This is a genomic window from Achromobacter sp. GD03932 (genome assembly GCF_029839485.1).
GTDB classification, from domain to species: Bacteria; Pseudomonadota; Gammaproteobacteria; order Burkholderiales; family Burkholderiaceae_B; genus Achromobacter; species Achromobacter bronchisepticus_A.
Genome location: NZ_JAOCAT010000007.1, coordinates 29,089 through 43,538, shown reverse-complemented (window position 1 = coordinate 43,538; position 14,450 = coordinate 29,089). Strand labels below are relative to the sequence as shown.

General features: G+C 63.9%; 18 protein-coding genes. 17 read left to right on the top strand and 1 reads right to left on the bottom strand.

All coding sequences use genetic code 11. From position 1 onward, the window contains the following. Positions 1-82 precede the first annotated feature (82 nt). The 3 genes from N5C88_RS08490 to N5C88_RS08480 are packed head-to-tail and all read left to right on the top strand — an operon-like array spanning position 83 to position 3,092. On the top strand, positions 83-1,069 hold the full coding sequence (locus N5C88_RS08490; protein ID WP_280015146.1) for a tripartite tricarboxylate transporter substrate binding protein: 987 nt from the start codon (positions 83-85) through the stop codon (positions 1,067-1,069). A 14-nt stretch (positions 1,070-1,083) separates the two neighbouring features. Next, positions 1,084-2,475, top strand: a complete 1,392-nt coding sequence (locus N5C88_RS08485; protein WP_059371879.1) for an arylsulfatase — start codon at positions 1,084-1,086, stop codon at positions 2,473-2,475. After that, the gene (locus N5C88_RS08480) at positions 2,475-3,092 is read left to right on the top strand and encodes a LamB/YcsF family protein (protein ID WP_280015220.1); all 618 of its coding nucleotides are present in this window, start codon (positions 2,475-2,477) and stop codon (positions 3,090-3,092) included. The genes N5C88_RS08485 and N5C88_RS08480 overlap by 1 nt, the downstream gene beginning before the upstream one ends. Before the next feature lie 51 nt (positions 3,093-3,143). Here the strand turns inward: N5C88_RS08480 and N5C88_RS08475 are convergent, their stop codons facing one another. Continuing rightward, a complete protein-coding gene (locus N5C88_RS08475; protein ID WP_280015145.1) occupies positions 3,144-4,235 on the bottom strand; it encodes a S24 family peptidase in 1,092 nt (363 codons plus the stop codon). Positions 4,236-4,344: 109 nt separating this feature from the next. On the opposite strand from N5C88_RS08475, the gene N5C88_RS08470 reads away from it, so the two are divergent. The 14 genes from N5C88_RS08470 to N5C88_RS08405 all read left to right on the top strand — a co-directional run bounded on the left by N5C88_RS08470 (position 4,345) and on the right by N5C88_RS08405 (position 14,447). Further along, on the top strand, positions 4,345-5,175 hold the full coding sequence (locus N5C88_RS08470) for a YdaU family protein (protein ID WP_280015144.1): 831 nt from the start codon (positions 4,345-4,347) through the stop codon (positions 5,173-5,175). After that, positions 5,162-5,905: a hypothetical protein gene (locus N5C88_RS08465; protein ID WP_280015143.1), complete on the top strand. Its 744-nt coding sequence runs from the start codon at positions 5,162-5,164 to the stop codon at positions 5,903-5,905. Before N5C88_RS08470 ends, N5C88_RS08465 begins: the two co-directional genes overlap by 14 nt. Continuing rightward, positions 5,898-6,254, top strand: a complete 357-nt coding sequence (locus N5C88_RS08460) for a hypothetical protein (protein ID WP_059371882.1) — start codon at positions 5,898-5,900, stop codon at positions 6,252-6,254. The genes N5C88_RS08465 and N5C88_RS08460 overlap by 8 nt, the downstream gene beginning before the upstream one ends. Next, complete coding sequence (locus N5C88_RS08455; protein ID WP_059371883.1) at positions 6,251-6,511, top strand: hypothetical protein; 261 nt, start codon at positions 6,251-6,253, stop codon at positions 6,509-6,511. Before N5C88_RS08460 ends, N5C88_RS08455 begins: the two co-directional genes overlap by 4 nt. A 317-nt stretch (positions 6,512-6,828) precedes the next feature. After that, positions 6,829-7,362 carry a hypothetical protein gene (locus tag N5C88_RS08450; protein ID WP_118933199.1) on the top strand — a complete coding sequence of 178 codons (534 nt, stop codon included), beginning with the start codon at positions 6,829-6,831 and terminating at the stop codon, positions 7,360-7,362. Between the two features lie 4 nt (positions 7,363-7,366). Beyond that, positions 7,367-8,845, top strand: a complete 1,479-nt coding sequence (locus N5C88_RS08445) for a DUF3383 domain-containing protein (RefSeq protein WP_280015142.1) — start codon at positions 7,367-7,369, stop codon at positions 8,843-8,845. Positions 8,846-8,854: 9 nt separating this feature from the next. Beyond that, complete coding sequence (locus N5C88_RS08440; RefSeq protein WP_280015141.1) at positions 8,855-9,286, top strand: hypothetical protein; 432 nt, start codon at positions 8,855-8,857, stop codon at positions 9,284-9,286. Between the two features lies 1 nt (position 9,287). Beyond that, positions 9,288-9,722 carry a hypothetical protein gene (locus tag N5C88_RS08435; protein WP_280015140.1) on the top strand — a complete coding sequence of 145 codons (435 nt, stop codon included), beginning with the start codon at positions 9,288-9,290 and terminating at the stop codon, positions 9,720-9,722. A 168-nt stretch (positions 9,723-9,890) separates the two neighbouring features. Next, positions 9,891-11,558 (top strand): phage tail tip lysozyme, encoded by a 1,668-nt coding sequence (locus N5C88_RS08430; protein ID WP_280015138.1) that lies wholly within the window; start codon positions 9,891-9,893, stop codon positions 11,556-11,558. Then, positions 11,558-12,202 carry a phage baseplate protein gene (locus tag N5C88_RS08425; RefSeq protein WP_118933195.1) on the top strand — a complete coding sequence of 215 codons (645 nt, stop codon included), beginning with the start codon at positions 11,558-11,560 and terminating at the stop codon, positions 12,200-12,202. The genes N5C88_RS08430 and N5C88_RS08425 overlap by 1 nt, the downstream gene beginning before the upstream one ends. Then, positions 12,199-12,498: a hypothetical protein gene (locus N5C88_RS08420; RefSeq protein WP_118933194.1), complete on the top strand. Its 300-nt coding sequence runs from the start codon at positions 12,199-12,201 to the stop codon at positions 12,496-12,498. The genes N5C88_RS08425 and N5C88_RS08420 overlap by 4 nt, the downstream gene beginning before the upstream one ends. Further along, the gene (locus tag N5C88_RS08415) at positions 12,495-13,376 is read left to right on the top strand and encodes a hypothetical protein (protein WP_280015137.1); all 882 of its coding nucleotides are present in this window, start codon (positions 12,495-12,497) and stop codon (positions 13,374-13,376) included. Before N5C88_RS08420 ends, N5C88_RS08415 begins: the two co-directional genes overlap by 4 nt. After that, positions 13,369-14,100: a hypothetical protein gene (locus N5C88_RS08410; protein ID WP_059371893.1), complete on the top strand. Its 732-nt coding sequence runs from the start codon at positions 13,369-13,371 to the stop codon at positions 14,098-14,100. Before N5C88_RS08415 ends, N5C88_RS08410 begins: the two co-directional genes overlap by 8 nt. After that, on the top strand, positions 14,097-14,447 hold the full coding sequence (locus tag N5C88_RS08405) for a hypothetical protein (protein WP_280015136.1): 351 nt from the start codon (positions 14,097-14,099) through the stop codon (positions 14,445-14,447). The genes N5C88_RS08410 and N5C88_RS08405 overlap by 4 nt, the downstream gene beginning before the upstream one ends. Positions 14,448-14,450 lie beyond the last annotated feature (3 nt).

Below are 14,450 nucleotides of genomic sequence, written 5' to 3'. Positions count from 1 at the left end.
ATTATTGAATTTTAACTTTTAACGCAGCTCACTACACTTTTCCCCACAGGTTCAAGAAACCGACCAACACACGGGGAACGTCATGAATTCACGCTCGCGCGCCGCCAGGCGCACTTTGCTCGCCGCCATCCTGCTCGGCACGGGATTGGATGGCGCCGGCGCCGTCCACGCGGCGTGGCCCGAGGACCAGGCCATCAAGGTCATCGTGCCTCAGGCCGCCGGCGGCACCAACGACACCGTCGCCCGGCTGATCGGCGTCGAACTCGGCAAGGCCCTGGGTCAAAGCGTGGTGGTGGAAAACCAGCCCGGCGCGTCCGGCGCCATCGGCATGCAAGCCGCGGCGCGCTCGCCGGCCAATGGCTACACCCTGGCGATTGCTTCCGACACGGCGGCCGTCCTCAGTGCCACGCGCAAGATGGGTTGGCGGCTGGACCGCGACATGATGGGCGTGGCCCTGGTCGGTGAACAGCCCATGGCCGTGGCCGTCTCCGCCCGGTCCGAATACCGCAGCCTGGCGCAGTTGATCTCGGCAGCCAAGGACAAGCCCGACACCGTCGCCTTCGGTACATCTGGCCTGGGTACCTCGCAGCACATCATTGGCGAATGGCTGGCGCACCTGGCCGGCGTGCAGATGATCCACGTGCCCTACAAGGGGGGCGGCCAGGCCGTCACTGACCTGGTGGCGGGCAACACGCCCGCCGCCGTGCTGGGATTCGCGCCGCTGCTGGCGCAGGCGCGCAACCACGCCGTGCGCATCGTCGCGATCACCACCGCAGAGCGCAATCCCGCCACGCCCGAGGTGCCGACGCTCAAGGAGCTTGGCTACTCCGATATCACCCGTTCCCAGTGGGTGGGCGTAGTGACGCCGCGCGGCACGCCGCCCGCCATCGTGAAGCGCCTCTCTGACGCAATCGGCGACATCGTTCGCCAGCCGGCCATCCAGGCCAAGCTGATGGAGATTGGCGTCACTCCCAACCCCATGGACGGCGCCACGTTCGATGGCTTCATCCACAAAGAAGTGGCCGACTATGGAAGTCTGGTCACCCAACTGCATATCAAGCTCGACTGATCCGGAGACAGTACATGCCGCAAGCGAAACAACAGCCCAATGTGGTCCTGATTCTGGCCGACAATCTCGGCTGGGGAGAGTTGGGCTGCTACGGCGGCGGCGCCATCCGCGGCGCGCCGACGCCGCGCATAGACGCCCTGGCCGCGCAAGGCACCCAACTGCTCAACTTCAACGTTGAAAGCGACTGCGTGCCCACGCGCTCGGCTTTGATGACCGGTCGCCATCCGGTGCGCACGGGCGCCATGCAGTCGGTGCCCGCGGGGCTTCCCCAAGGCCTCATTCCCTGGGAACGCACGCTGGCGGAGGCCTTCTCGGCGCAAGGATACGCCACTGCCATGTATGGCAAGTGGCATCTTGGCGACAAGGAGGGACGCTATCCCAAGGACAAGGGCTTCGACGAGTGGTACGGCATTCCCCGCACGACCAACGAAAGCATGTTTCTAGACGCCGTGGGCTTTGATCCTGAAGAGGTCGAAGTGCCGTACGTCATGGAAGGGCGCAAGGGCCAGCGCGCCGAAAAGCGCGAACTATACGACTTGGAAATGCGCCGCCGCATCGACGAGGAACTGACTCGACGCAGCTGCGAGTTCATCGGCCGCCACGCCGGCAATACCCCCTTCTTCCTTTACGTGCCGCTGACCCAGCTGCACTTCCCGACCATTCCTCACCGCGGCTTCGAAGGCCGTACCGGGAAGGGCGATTTCGCCGATTCGCTGGTGGAGATGGACGCCCGCGTCGGGCAGATTCTCGACGCCGTGCGGGATGGCGGCATAGAGGATGACACCGTGTTCATCTTCGCTAGCGACAACGGCCCGGAGTACCGGCGCCCTTGGCGCGGAAGCGCCGGCATGTGGACAGGAACGTACCATACCTCGATGGAGGGCTCGCTGCGCGTGCCACTGATCGTGCGCTGGCCCGGCCAGGTGCCAGCCGGCCGCCAGACCAATGAGATTGTGCACGTCGTGGACCTGTTTCCCACCCTGGCCCGCATCGCCGGCCTGGAAGTCCCCTCGGACCGACCCATCGACGGCGTTGACCAATCCGGCTTTCTGCTGGGCAAGCAGGAAAAATCGGCGCGCGAGGGCTTCGTCTACTACATCAAGACCGAGCTGCGCGCCGCCAAATGGCGCGACTGGAAGATGCACTTTGTTTGGGAGGTCGAACCCAACGCCGGCCCCAATCACCTGGAGACGCCCTACGTGTTCAACCTGGTGCAGGATCCGAAGGAAGAGACCGACGTCAACAGCACGCAAGGCTGGGTGCGCGGACCCATCCGCCGCATGATCAATGCCTTCCAGGACTCGCTCAAGACGCACGCGCCCATACCGCCGGGCGCGCCGGATGACTACGTGCCTTCGTATGGCATGACGCCCGCGAATCAGGAAAATGCCGGCGGTGCGTCTTGATGACACGCGAGGCGCAAGCCGCCTGCCATATCGACCCGGCCATTCTCGCTGCCGGGGATACGGCCGGTGACGCGACCGCCGGGTTGGCGAAGGTATTTCCGAGTTTCGATGTCATCTATCTCGTCGACACCGACCCCGCGGTCCTCGAAGCCTGCATGCGAGCGATGCGTGGCGTGCAGGCCATGCTGGGCATTAGCCTGGATTATCCGGACGGCTTGGATCCGCGCCGGTCAGGCGCGGCGCCGGCGGATGTGCTGCTGCGGGAAGCGTTGCTGTTCCGGCTGACTGCCTTCGCCACCATAGCTGCGCGCCAGGGCCTGAAGCTGTCCACGGTAGGCTGCCATGGCGCGCTCGCGCTGGATGTGGCTGACGACGAGCGCACGACGCAGGTGGTGGCGCGCTCGGTGCAGCATTTCGACGCCGCGCTTTCCCTGGCAGTCGCCGCGGGAAGTCGCGGCATTGCGGTTGCGCATCACTGCGGCGTGCGTGCGGTTCGCGAAGCCTGGCATGACGAGGTCGTCGCTCCTTCGTACCGCTGCGAGGGCGTTGCGATAGCGTCTCGCGTCGACCGCTACCGCGTGCGGTATTGCGCGCCGCTTGCCCTCACCCCGGCGTGATGGTTTGGGCGGGCTACATCGCGATGTGCTGAGCGAGGCTCCGAGGGGCCATCACTCAACCCGCCACCGCCCCGCCTCATCATCCCGCAACCTTGCACCGGCCCACACAACCCGCCCCAACACCCGCACCGATGCCCCGTTCTCCAGCGGTATGTCATCGTGCAAGGAATTGAACGACCGGGCCACCCATTGTCCGGTAAGCCGTTCCCTGGCCACCGTCTTCACGATCATCTTGCCGTCGTAGTTGATGGCATAGACGCCGCCGGCGGCGATGTCCTGCAGCGTCAGGCTTTCGTTGGGGACCACCAGCAAGGCAGCGCCGTCCCGAATGATGGGCTCCATGCTGTCGCCCTTCGCATACACCACGCGGCCCCGGCCGTTGTCCGCGCCTACCGATCTGAGGAAAGACTTGCGGAACTGGATCATGCCGGTCTGCTCTTCAGCATGGTTTTCGATGGGGTCGCCCGCCGCCAGGCGCACGTCGGCCAGTTCCGGGACCTTCTCGAATCTGTCGTTGGCAGCGGGCGGTTCGCCCACGCCTACATTGGCGACCACGCCTGTCTGGGTGCTGATCCGGACCCGGCCTTCACGTTCTGTCTGGCGCGTGGTCTTGCCGCCTTCCCAGGGCGCTGCGGGCAGGCCATCGACGCGCATGGGGAACTCGTCGCGGGACAAATAGGTGTCCACCAGCGAGTCGCTGCGCAGGACCGTCGGCATTTGCGGTGCGGCGGCGGCAGGGGCGACGTCGATCCCCAGCTTCAACTGCGCGATCGCCAACGCAATCGCTCCCTGCAATTTGTTCAGCTGATCCGGGGGCAATGCCCGCACCTGTTCTTCCGGGATGCCCGGGAAGGGCCACGGAGGGGGCGCCAGCACCGCTGCGGCCAGGGCTCCATCGCGCGCAGGCAGTTTCGGGGCGGTGCCGTCATACAGCCATTGCGCGTTCACGCGCAGCAGCGGGGCGACCTTGATGCAGGTCGCCATGTCCATGCCGTTGGACCCATTGAACCAATGCGTCGCCGCGCCGGAAGAGGCGCCGGCTGCCTTCCATAGGTCTGTCTTGGTAAGGCGTGGTTCGGCCGCGTCCGCTCGGCGGGCCGCTTCCTCGTTGAACGCCTGTGTGATTCGCTTCTGAAAGGTCATCTTAGGATGCTAAACAAAAACAATCTTAGTTGGCTTGCATTTAGAATCTTAGCATTCTAAGATTTAAAAATGATAGCGAGGTAAGACTGTCGGGGATGCAAAAACACGCATGAACTACTACAGCCACAACATCGGTGACTACGCGCAGGCCACGGCGCATCTGAGCCTGCTTGAGGATGCCATCTACAGCCGCCTGCTGCGCCGGTACTACGCCGAAGAGCAGCCCATCGTGGACAACCTGCAGCAGGTATTCCGGTGGGTGGGGGCCCGTAGCGAAGAAGAAAGAGAGGCGGCCGCGCAGGTGCTGGCCGAGTTCTTTGTCTTGCGCGACGGCCACTGGCACAACAAGCGGGCCGACGTGGAGATTGCCGCGTATCACGTCAAGGCCGAGACCGCCAAGGCCAACGGCAGGCGAGGCGGCCGGCCCAGGCTGGGAGAGCGCAATCCGGAACAACCCAGCGGGTTTTCCATGGGTTTCGACGAGCAACCCGGCGCTGGCCCGCCAGTAGCCGGATCGGAAGCTAACCAAGAACCAGGAACCAAGAACCAGGAATCAAAAGAACACGCCTCCCGCAAGCGGGGAAGCGGATTCGATGCTTCCGTGATCGAACTGCCGGACTGGCTGGACCGCGAGGACTGGGTCAGCTGGATTGCCGACCGCAAGGCCCGCAAAAAGCCGGTGACGCAGGAGGGCGCCAGGCGCCAGCTGCAACAGCTTGCCGCCTATCTGGCCGCAGGGCATCAGCCAGGCGCCGTGATCGCGAACAGCATCGCGGGCGGGTATCAGGGCCTCTTCCCTCCGCGCACACCTGCTACGGCCGGCCAGCCAACAGGCAGAGCGCAACGCCTGGCCGACTGGACCGAGGAGCTGCGGGAAGTGCTGGCCGCCGACCGCCGGCCGCGCGAGCGGTTCATGGGGACGATCGATGCCACCCGCTGACATCCCTTCCGCCGCCATGGGTGCGCTGGTGGTGAACGAAATGCTGCTGATGTATGGCGCCAAGTTCGCGCAGCAATGGCAGGGCCTGACCGCCCGCGAGTTGAAGGATTCATGGAACCAGAAGCTGGCGGGCCTGGACGAGGTGCAGGTGCGCCGCGGCCTGGTCGCCTGCCTGACTCAGGAATGGCCGCCGACGCTGCCGCAGTTCATCAAACTATGTTGCCCGTGGATGGTCCCTGAAGTGGCGTATCACGAGGCCGTGCGCGGCCTGTCCGCGCGCAGGCGCGGCGAGCGCGGCGCCTGGTCGCATCCGGCGGTGTACTGGGCTGCGGTGGGCGTGAGCACGGTGGATCTGCTGGGCTGCACCTACGGGGCCATCAAGGCGCGCTGGGAGAAGACGCTGAACGAGGAACTGGCGAAGGGCGTGTGGGCGGATATCCCGCTGCCTCGCCCAGCGCTGCCCGCGCCCGGCCAGACGCTGGCCACGCGCGCCGAGGCCGAGGCGGCGCTCAAGAAAATGGGCGCGCAGAAGGTTCTGAGGGACCGTGGATGTCCGCCCCGGAGCTGGATCGAAAAGTGGGAGGCGCGCATCGCGCGCGGCGACCACCCGAGCAAGGGCATCGCCGACATGCTCAAGCGCGCCAAGGGCGAAAGCCAGGATACGGAGGGCCGTCTGAAGAACGGTTCCAACGGCAAGACAGGTAAACAATGCGAGGTGGCTGATGAGTAAATTGACGGGTGACGATCTGATCTGGAACTGGGCCCGATGGACCTGGTCCGGCGCTACGGTGGGAAACATGGAGGTGTATCTCTCCGAAGAGGAGGACTACCGGCCCATCAACCATCACCACGCCATGGAGGTCGAGGCGATGCACGCCGCGCTGCCTTGGCATGAGCGCATGATCATCATTGCCGAATATCCGCAGAAGAACGTGATGTTCGGCCAGCTGGACGGCAGGGCGCGCCGCGCGAAGGCGCTGGACTGGATTGCCGATACGACCGGCGTGGCCCTGACCGAAACCGAATACAAGTTGTACCTGGGCCTTTTTCGCGGCCTGGTGGAAAGGAGGCTGGCGTGAAGTACGCGCACGAGGTGATGGATCTGATGGCCTGCTATCCCGGCCGCTCATTCCGTTTGATGGAGCTGGTCCGTCATGTGTCACGCGGCCGGTGTCTGTCTGCTCCTGAAAAGACACGCCTGCAAAGAGGCATCCAGCGCGCCATGGATGCGCTGCAGGATACCGGCAGCGTGCTGATTCAAGAGCCCCAGCAAGGCGGGCACGGACGTACCTATGCATGGCGTGTGACGGTTCCGTCACAAGACCCCGCCCCATAGGTCACGCAATCGGTCACAATTTGTCCGGGGCATTGCGCCCCAAGCAAATGCAGCCCTGGCCACGTGCCGGGGCTTTTTGTTTTCGGCGCATGGCTTCGGTTTTTATGGGCGGGGCAGGGGGCGAACTTCTTTGCACAGCGTGTGACGATTCCGTCACAAGACCTCGCCCCATCGGTCACGCAATCGATCACAATTGGTCCGGGGCATTGCGCCCCTGACAAATGCAACCCCGAAATACAGCCCCGGCCACGTGCCGGGGCTTTTGCATTTGGGCGCGATGTTTCGGCGCCTGTCTTCTTCAGCAGGAATCCAACTCCATGAGCGTTCAGATCAGCATCACTGAAAACCAGCTGGTAGAGGACCTCGCCGCATTCTTCAAGACCTTGGTCGACTGCGACGTTGTCCGCGGTTTGCCTGGCTGGGTTCCCGCGCCACCGCGCGAGTGCGTCGCCATTACTCCGCTGGCGGCGCAGGGCCTTTCCGTGCCGGTGATGACCTATGCCGATCCGTCGCCTGCGGCGGGGAAACGAATCATGACCCAGGCCACGCACTGGTCTGCCCGGGTGGATGGCTACGGGGCGCGGGCCCTGGACCTGGCGCTCACGTTGTCGATTGCCTTGCGCAGCCAGTACGGGTGCGAGTTCCTGGGAAAGCTGGGAAGAACTCAACCGCTATACGCGGGCGAGCTCAAGCAATTGCCCTTCGAGAGCGGAGAAAGCCAGACCTTCGAGCGGTGGTCGTTCGACGCCGTCCTGCAGTTCAACCCTTCCATCAGCGTGCCGCAGCAGTTTGCGGACCACCTTCACGTGGGCCTCATCGAGGCCGACACCACCTACCCTACGGGAGCTTAATCCTATGTCCATTCCCGCCAGTGAAATCGTCCAGGTCGTGCCTGGCGTGATCGCCGCCGGCGGATCGGCGCTCGATTTGAACGGCCTGATCCTGACCCACGATACTGCCGTCCCCATCGGCACCGTCCAGAGCTTCGCGACTGCGCGCGACGTCCAGCGCTTCTTCGGTCCCACCTCGACCGAAGCCGCCCTGGCCGACGTCTACTTCAACGGCTTCGACAACTCGACCCGCAAGCCGGGCAATCTGCTGTATGCCCAATATCCGGCGGCAGCGGTTTCCGCCTATTTGCGTGGCGGCTCGATGGCCGCCGTGACGCTGGCCCAGCTGCAGGCGCTGTCCGGCATCCTGACGGTCAGCGTGGATGGCGTGGCCAAGACGTCCTCCAGCATCGACCTGTCGACGGCAACGAGCTTCTCGAACGCCGCCTCGATCATCGAAGCGGCGTTCACCGCCATGGGCGCGACCTGCGCTTATGACGCGCAGCGCGCCGCTTTCGTGATCACCTCGGCCACCGACGGCGCCGCCAGCACGGTCTCCTATGGCAGCGGCACCCTCGCATCGGGCTTGAAGCTGACGCAGGCCGCAGGCGCCCTGGTGTCGCATGGGGCCGCGGCCGGCGTCCCGGCGGTGGACATGGGCCGGATTACCGACCTGACCCAGAACTGGGCGGCGTTCATGACGACCTTCGAGCCCGATACGGCCGGCAAGGTGGCGTTTTCGGCGTGGACCAATGCCCAGGGCGACCGCTACGCCTACGTCGGCTGGGACACCGATGTCACCGCCACGCAGCAGGGCAATACGTCCAACTGGGCTGCTGTCGTAAGCGCCAACGAGTACTCGGGTTCCGTGCCTGTCTACAAGGACAGCCTGCATGCAGCCTTTGTCCTGGGCGCGGTGGCGTCGCTGGACTTCGAACGCACCAACGGCCGCGCCACGCTGGCGTTCAAAGGCCAGTCGGGCCTGGCGTTCTCGGTGACCGACGCCACGACCGCTCAGACGCTGATCGACAACGGCTACAACTTCTATGGCGACTACGCCACCAGCAACGACCGCTTCCGCTTCCTCTACCCGGGCCAGATCAGCGGCAACTGGAAATGGGTCGACACCTACGTCAACCAGATCTGGCTGAACGCGGCGTTCCAGCAGGCGCTGATGAGCTTGCTGACCCAGGTGAACGCCATTCCCTACAACATCGACGGCTACACGCTGATCGATGCTGCCTGCCTGGACCCGATCAACGCCGCGGTCAACTTCGGCGCCATCCGCGCCGGCGTGACGCTGTCGAGCCAGCAGAAGGCGCAGATCAACAGCCAGGCCGGCGTGGATATCTCCGACACGCTCCAGACCCGCGGCTGGTATCTGCAGATCAAGGACGCGACGCCGCAGGTGCGAGAGGCCCGCGGCACCCCGCCCATGACGTTCTGGTACCTGGACGGCGGTTCCGTCCAGCAGATCACCCTGGCCTCGCTGGCCATTCTTTAAGGATTCAACATGGCGACTTTGACCAGTGCCAACTCGGTTCTGATGCTTACGGTGGGCGGCGTTTTTCCGGTGCCGCAGAAAATCGAGGGCTACGCTTCCGACAGCGCCTTCACCTTCGACGCTGCCAAGCCTGCGCAGGTAACCATGGGCGTGGACGGCCGCATGTCGGCCGGCTACGTGCCGGTCCCCTGCGTGCAGACAATCATGATCCAGCCCGACTCCCCGTCCATGCGCATCTTCGAGATCTGGATGGCGGCCAGCGAAACGGCCCGGGAAGTGTTCTATGCAAACGGCACCCTCAACATCCCGTCGATCGACCGCAAGTACACGCTGACCCGCGGCGTGCTGACGCAGATTCCGCCGGCGCCGGATGCCAAGGCGATGCTCCAACCCATGGCGTTCCAGATCACCTGGCAGAACGTCTCTCCGGCGCTGGTGTGACATGGCCAGAAAGCAGATAACCCTGACCATCGACGCGGAAGGGCGCGACAAGGGCAAGGTGTTCATCCTGACGGAGCTTTCTGCCTACGACGCCGAGGAATGGGCCGGCCGGGCGCTGTTTTCGTTGATGAACGCCGGGGTGGAAATTCCGGAAAACATCGCCGAGGCAGGGCTGGCCGGCGTGGCCGCCATGGGCATGAAGGCTCTCGCCAAGCTGCCTTTCGACAGCGCCAAGCCCTTGCTGGACAAGATGATGGATTGCGTGCAGATCCAGCCCAGCCCAAGTGTGACGCGCGAGCTCATGTCCGGCGATGTCGAGGAGGTGGCGACCCTGTTCGCGCTGCGCAAGAAAGTCCTGGGCTTGCACCTGGATTTTTTTACGGCCGCCGTCCCATCAACTTCGGGCTCCAAGTCCACAACGGCGGCACGCGCCTGATTCGCTACGCCAATATTCCCCGGATTATTGGCGTGGTGATTTCCCGGCACCCGGGCCTGCTGCACGACCTGCAGACGGTCTACGGCGCCGAAGACCTGTACAACCTGCTTGAGGTGATTGCGGTGGACGCACACAACAGGCGCGTCCTAGCTGAACCGAGGTAATTGCATGGCCACCATCACCGATGCCTTGCTCGTCACTGCGGGTTTCGATCCGAAGCGTTTCGCGGCGGATACCATCACCGGCGCGGCCGGCCTGGGGCAAATGGCCGAGAACCTGGGCATGAGCACGGAGCGGCTGTCTGCCTGGCAGATGGCGGCCGAGCGGGCTGGCGGAACCGCGGAAGCCATTTCCGCCCAATTGAGGGAATCCTCGGGCGAGGTAGCCAGATTCAACCGCGGATCCGCCGCGGACTCGCTACCCGCGTTCTTCCGCAACGGCGGCAATGTCGGCGACCTCAAGGATGGGAACACCTACCTGCTGGCCAGGTCGAGGATCATTGCCGATCTTTACCAGAAGGACAGGGCTCAGGCCGCGCTGGCCGCCCAGGACATGGGCATCGGCGAGGGCCTGTTCAATCTGTTCAAGCGCGGGCCCGACGAGCTCGAACGGATGCTTCAGGTCCAGGAGAAACGTGCAGCCATCTCCGGCAACGATGCGCAAGCGGCCGCGCAGCTGCGTGACCGCTACCTGGACCTGCGCGATACCTTTGAATCGGTGAGCGTCAAGGTGCTGCTGGCGCTCATGCCGGCGTTCGAGCGGCTTATCTCGCTAGCCCAGGGCTGGGGCGATTATCTGCTTGAGAACCGCGACGAGATCGTCGAGTGGGTCGACGCAGCGGCGCAGGCCATCGTGAAGTTCGTCGATGCAGTCGATTCGGCGGCGCAGGCGGTGGGAGGATGGCAAAACGTCCTGCTGGCGTTGGGGACGCTCAAGATTCTGTCCTGGGCGAATTCGCTGCTGAGCCTGGCATCTGCCTTGGGGGCCGTGGCTACGGCTCTCGGAACACTTGGTGGCGCCGGTGCGGCGCGTGGACTGGGTGCGTTGAGAGGCTTGGGTCCTGCGGCGTTGAAGTTGGCTGGGCGTGCGGCGGCTGGCGCTGCGCTGTTCTTGTTTAGCAAAGATCTGAATGGGGGCGAGCAAGAAGACCTGGCCGCGATGAGAAACCCCGCGCTGAAGCGCAAGGAGGTTCTCGATGCGGTCAGGTACTTCGAGTCCAAGAGGGGCTACACCCGGGAGGCGGCCGTGGGGCTGGTGGCCAACCTGCAGGCCCAAAGCAACCTGGACCCCAGGGCCGTGGGCGCTGATGGCGCTTCCGCCGGCATCGGACTATGGAATCCGCGACGCCAGGCCGAGTTCAAGCGCATATATGGCATGGACCTGCGCGAGTCCACGGTTGAACAACAGCTGGATTTCGTCGCCAGCGAGTTGGAGAGCACCAGGCGTAGGGCGGGAGTACATCTGGCCGCCGCCACCACCCCGGCCCAGGCCAGCGTGGCCGTGTACCGCCACTTTGGATTGAACAAGTCCGAAGGGGCCAGCTCAAGCGAAGAGCGCAAGCTCGCCGCCGCTGCCGGGGCAATCTATGGGACGCTTTTCCTCGAAGATCAGGAACGAGGCGCCGCGGCTGCGGCTACGACGGTCGCGGCAGCCCAAGCCAGCGCTGCCGCCATCCCGAGCAGCACGGCAACCACCAGCAATACGTCCGAAACTCATATCCACGGCCCCATTACGGTTATGACGCAAGCGACGGATGGCGAGGGAGTCGCCCGCGATTTGGGACGTGTGGGGCGCTCCCAGAATCTCGTCCAACAAGGCAATACGGGGATGTTCTGATGCCGTTTATTCCTTTTCCCGATGTCCCGAGCGGTCCGGGCGTCCCCGCGGTCTTCCGCGCGGCGACGCTTCCTTCGGTCTTCGAACCGGCAAGCTTCGAACTTGCGGCGCTGACCGATAGGATCTTCGGTCCTCCTCGCTGGGGGCTGTATGGCGTCGATGGGCGGCAGATGCTGGTCTTCGAGACGTTCCTCAGCATTGCTTTCAATCAGGGCAGCCAGATATCCAGCTATCCCTCGGAGCAGGGCGGATTCTCGTCCTTCAACAAGGTCGATGCGCCATTCGAGGCGACCATCAAGCTGGCGCATGGCGGTGATCCGGCGTCGCGCAACATCATGTTGTCCGTGCTGGAGCGCATTGTCGGCAGCACGGAACTGTACTCAGTGGTGACGCCCGAGATCGTCTATCCGTCGGCCAACCTGGTGAAGTACTCGTACACCCGCGCAGACAAGAACGGCTCCAGCCTCCTGATCGTCGATCTGACACTGCAGGAAGTCCGGCAGACGGCCGTCCAGCTATCGCCGGCCACGCAGGACCCCAGCGGCGCGTATGAAGTGAGCAATGGCCAGGTGCAGGCGTTCGAGATTGATGCCTATCCCCGGCGCGACCAGAACAAGGTGGCGGATCTGGAGCCCATCCAATGAAGAGAATTCCCCTAAGACCCGTGCCGGCGCAAACGCTCAGCGTCGTGCTGTCCGGGCAGAACTGCCAGATCGCCGTCTACCAGAAGTCGACCGGGCTTTATCTGGATCTTGAACTCGACAATGCGCCCATCGTGACCACGGTGCTTTGCCATGACCGGGTACGGCTGGTGCGGTCAGCTTACCTGGGCTTCGTCGGCGATCTGGCTTTTGTGGACACTCAGGGCCACGTCGACCCGCAGCATCAGCATCTCGGTTCGCGTTTCGTCCTGGCATACCTGGAGCCTTTGGAACCATGAGCTTCATCAAACGCCGGCTGAACGTGACCATCAGCCTGGGCAAGGGGGAGTTCGGCGATGAGCAGGGGCCGGATGTGACGCTCAGCGGCTACAGGATGACGGTGGATATTCCTCTCCATACCGTATTCGAAAACAGTCCAATGACCCTGCAGATCCACGGACTGAATCAAGACCTGATGAACAAACTGACGACGATAGGACCCGTCATGACGGAGCGCCGGGGAAAGAATCTTGTCCGGATCGACGCAGCGGGAGACTCGGGTGTTCCCTGCGTGGTCTACGAAGGAGACATCGTCGAGGCCTGGGGTGGTTACGGAATGGGGGCAGAGGGCAAAGCGGCCGCGGGGGGCGTATTCACAGTCAAGACCGAGGTGGCTGGGGCCAAGCAGGTAAAGCCCGCATCCGCCAGGTCGTTTCCCGGCGCGAAAAAGGCGCAGGAAATCATGTGCGATATCGCCAAATCAATGGGATACAAGGGCGAAAAAAGTGGGGAGGACTATGTGTTGGCCGACCCCTATTTTTCCGGAACCGACATGGACCAACTACGCAGTTGCGCGAAGGCCGCCCGGGTCAATTTCACGATAGACCGCGGCATCCTGTCAGTCTGGCCGGAGGGCGGATACCGAAAGGGCGATCCGATTCTCGTGGCGCCGGAAACGGGGTTGATCGGATATCCGGCGTTTACGAGCAAGGGACTGCAACTGACGACGCTCTACAACCCGCACCTCGGCTTGGGAAAAAGAGTGCAGGTCATCAGCACCGTCGAACCCGCGCATGGCGAGTGGATCATTGTGAGTCTGTCCCACAAGCTGGAGGCAGAGGTGCCTGGCGGCGTCTGGCAGTCGATGGCCGTATGCAAAAGGAATCTCAATGGCTAAGCAATACGGATACGCAGGGCTGGCGCAAGCCGGCCAGGGCGACAGCGAGTTCGGGGCCTTGCAGTTCCTGATCAGCCAGGCCCTGAATCGAGTCAGTACGGCGACGCTGGTCAAGGTGGTGTCGGTGACGAATGCAGGCGGACTGTCTCCGGTGGGTTTCGTCGATGTGCAGCCGCTCGTCAACCAGCTCGATGGCGCCGGCAATGCCGTGCCGCATGGGGTCCTGCATCGTCTTCCCTACTTTCGCCTTCAGGGCGGAGCGGACGCCGTCATCCTGGACCCGAAGGTCGGGGATATCGGGATGGCGGCTTTCGCGAATCGGGACATCTCTCTGGTGAAGACCTCGAAGGCGCAGAACAACCCCGGTTCCTGGCGTTCCCACGACATGGCGGACGGGCTGTATTTCGGCGGTCTGTTGAATGGAACCCCGGTGCAGTACGTGCAGTTCACGGCGGACGGCATCAACGTCGTGTCGCCCTCCAAGGTGACGGTGGCCGCGCCCAATATCGAACTGAACGCCAGCGCGCAGTGCGCATTGAATTCGCCCCGGATCGTGCTGAACGGGACGGTGCAGCAAGGCGGCGGATCCTTCGGCGGCACGTCTACCTGGCAGGGCGACATGCACACGCTGGGTACGCTGCGCAACAACGGCAAGGACGTGGGCAGCACCCACACGCATTCCGGCGTGCAAAGCGGGCCGGCAAACACAGGAGCGCCCAATTGAACACGTTGCTGCTAGACCGGACGGCTTGGGACCTGGTGCTTGATGCCGCGGGAAACATCGCGCTGGCGACCAAGCCCTACGCCGTGGCGCAAGACGTCGCCAGCGCCATCAAGCTGTTCAAGGGGGAGCTGTTCTACAACACCGCCCCAGGCGTTCCGTACTGGGAAGAATTCCTGGGCCATCAACCGCCGCTGGCGCTGGTGCGGGAGCACGTCCGGCGAGCCGCGCTGACAGTCCCGGACGTGGCCGACGCGGTCTGCATGCTGACCTCCTATACCGACCGCGCCCTGGCGGGCTACGTCGCAATCACCCTGCAAGATGGAACGACGCAAACCGTCAGCTTCTGAGGA

Bases quoted from the DNA above. Each gene is read 5' to 3' on its own strand.
- N5C88_RS08470 (WP_280015144.1), top strand. From the start codon at position 4,345: ATGAACTACTACAGCCACAACATCGGTGACTACGCGCAGGCCACGGCG.
- N5C88_RS08485 (WP_059371879.1), top strand. From the start codon at position 1,084: ATGCCGCAAGCGAAACAACAGCCCAATGTGGTCCTGATTCTGGCCGAC.
- N5C88_RS08480 (WP_280015220.1), top strand. From the start codon at position 2,475: ATGACACGCGAGGCGCAAGCCGCCTGCCATATCGACCCGGCCATTCTC.
- N5C88_RS08445 (WP_280015142.1), top strand. From the start codon at position 7,367: ATGTCCATTCCCGCCAGTGAAATCGTCCAGGTCGTGCCTGGCGTGATC.
- N5C88_RS08440 (WP_280015141.1), top strand. From the start codon at position 8,855: ATGGCGACTTTGACCAGTGCCAACTCGGTTCTGATGCTTACGGTGGGC.
- N5C88_RS08415 (WP_280015137.1), top strand. From the start codon at position 12,495: ATGAGCTTCATCAAACGCCGGCTGAACGTGACCATCAGCCTGGGCAAG.
- N5C88_RS08490 (WP_280015146.1), top strand. From the start codon at position 83: ATGAATTCACGCTCGCGCGCCGCCAGGCGCACTTTGCTCGCCGCCATC.
- N5C88_RS08430 (WP_280015138.1), top strand. From the start codon at position 9,891: ATGGCCACCATCACCGATGCCTTGCTCGTCACTGCGGGTTTCGATCCG.
- N5C88_RS08450 (WP_118933199.1), top strand. From the start codon at position 6,829: ATGAGCGTTCAGATCAGCATCACTGAAAACCAGCTGGTAGAGGACCTC.
- N5C88_RS08435 (WP_280015140.1), top strand. From the start codon at position 9,288: ATGGCCAGAAAGCAGATAACCCTGACCATCGACGCGGAAGGGCGCGAC.
- N5C88_RS08460 (WP_059371882.1), top strand. From the start codon at position 5,898: ATGAGTAAATTGACGGGTGACGATCTGATCTGGAACTGGGCCCGATGG.
- N5C88_RS08465 (WP_280015143.1), top strand. From the start codon at position 5,162: ATGCCACCCGCTGACATCCCTTCCGCCGCCATGGGTGCGCTGGTGGTG.
- N5C88_RS08410 (WP_059371893.1), top strand. From the start codon at position 13,369: ATGGCTAAGCAATACGGATACGCAGGGCTGGCGCAAGCCGGCCAGGGC.
- N5C88_RS08475 (WP_280015145.1), bottom strand. From the start codon at position 4,235: ATGACCTTTCAGAAGCGAATCACACAGGCGTTCAACGAGGAAGCGGCC.
- N5C88_RS08425 (WP_118933195.1), top strand. From the start codon at position 11,558: ATGCCGTTTATTCCTTTTCCCGATGTCCCGAGCGGTCCGGGCGTCCCC.
- N5C88_RS08420 (WP_118933194.1), top strand. From the start codon at position 12,199: ATGAAGAGAATTCCCCTAAGACCCGTGCCGGCGCAAACGCTCAGCGTC.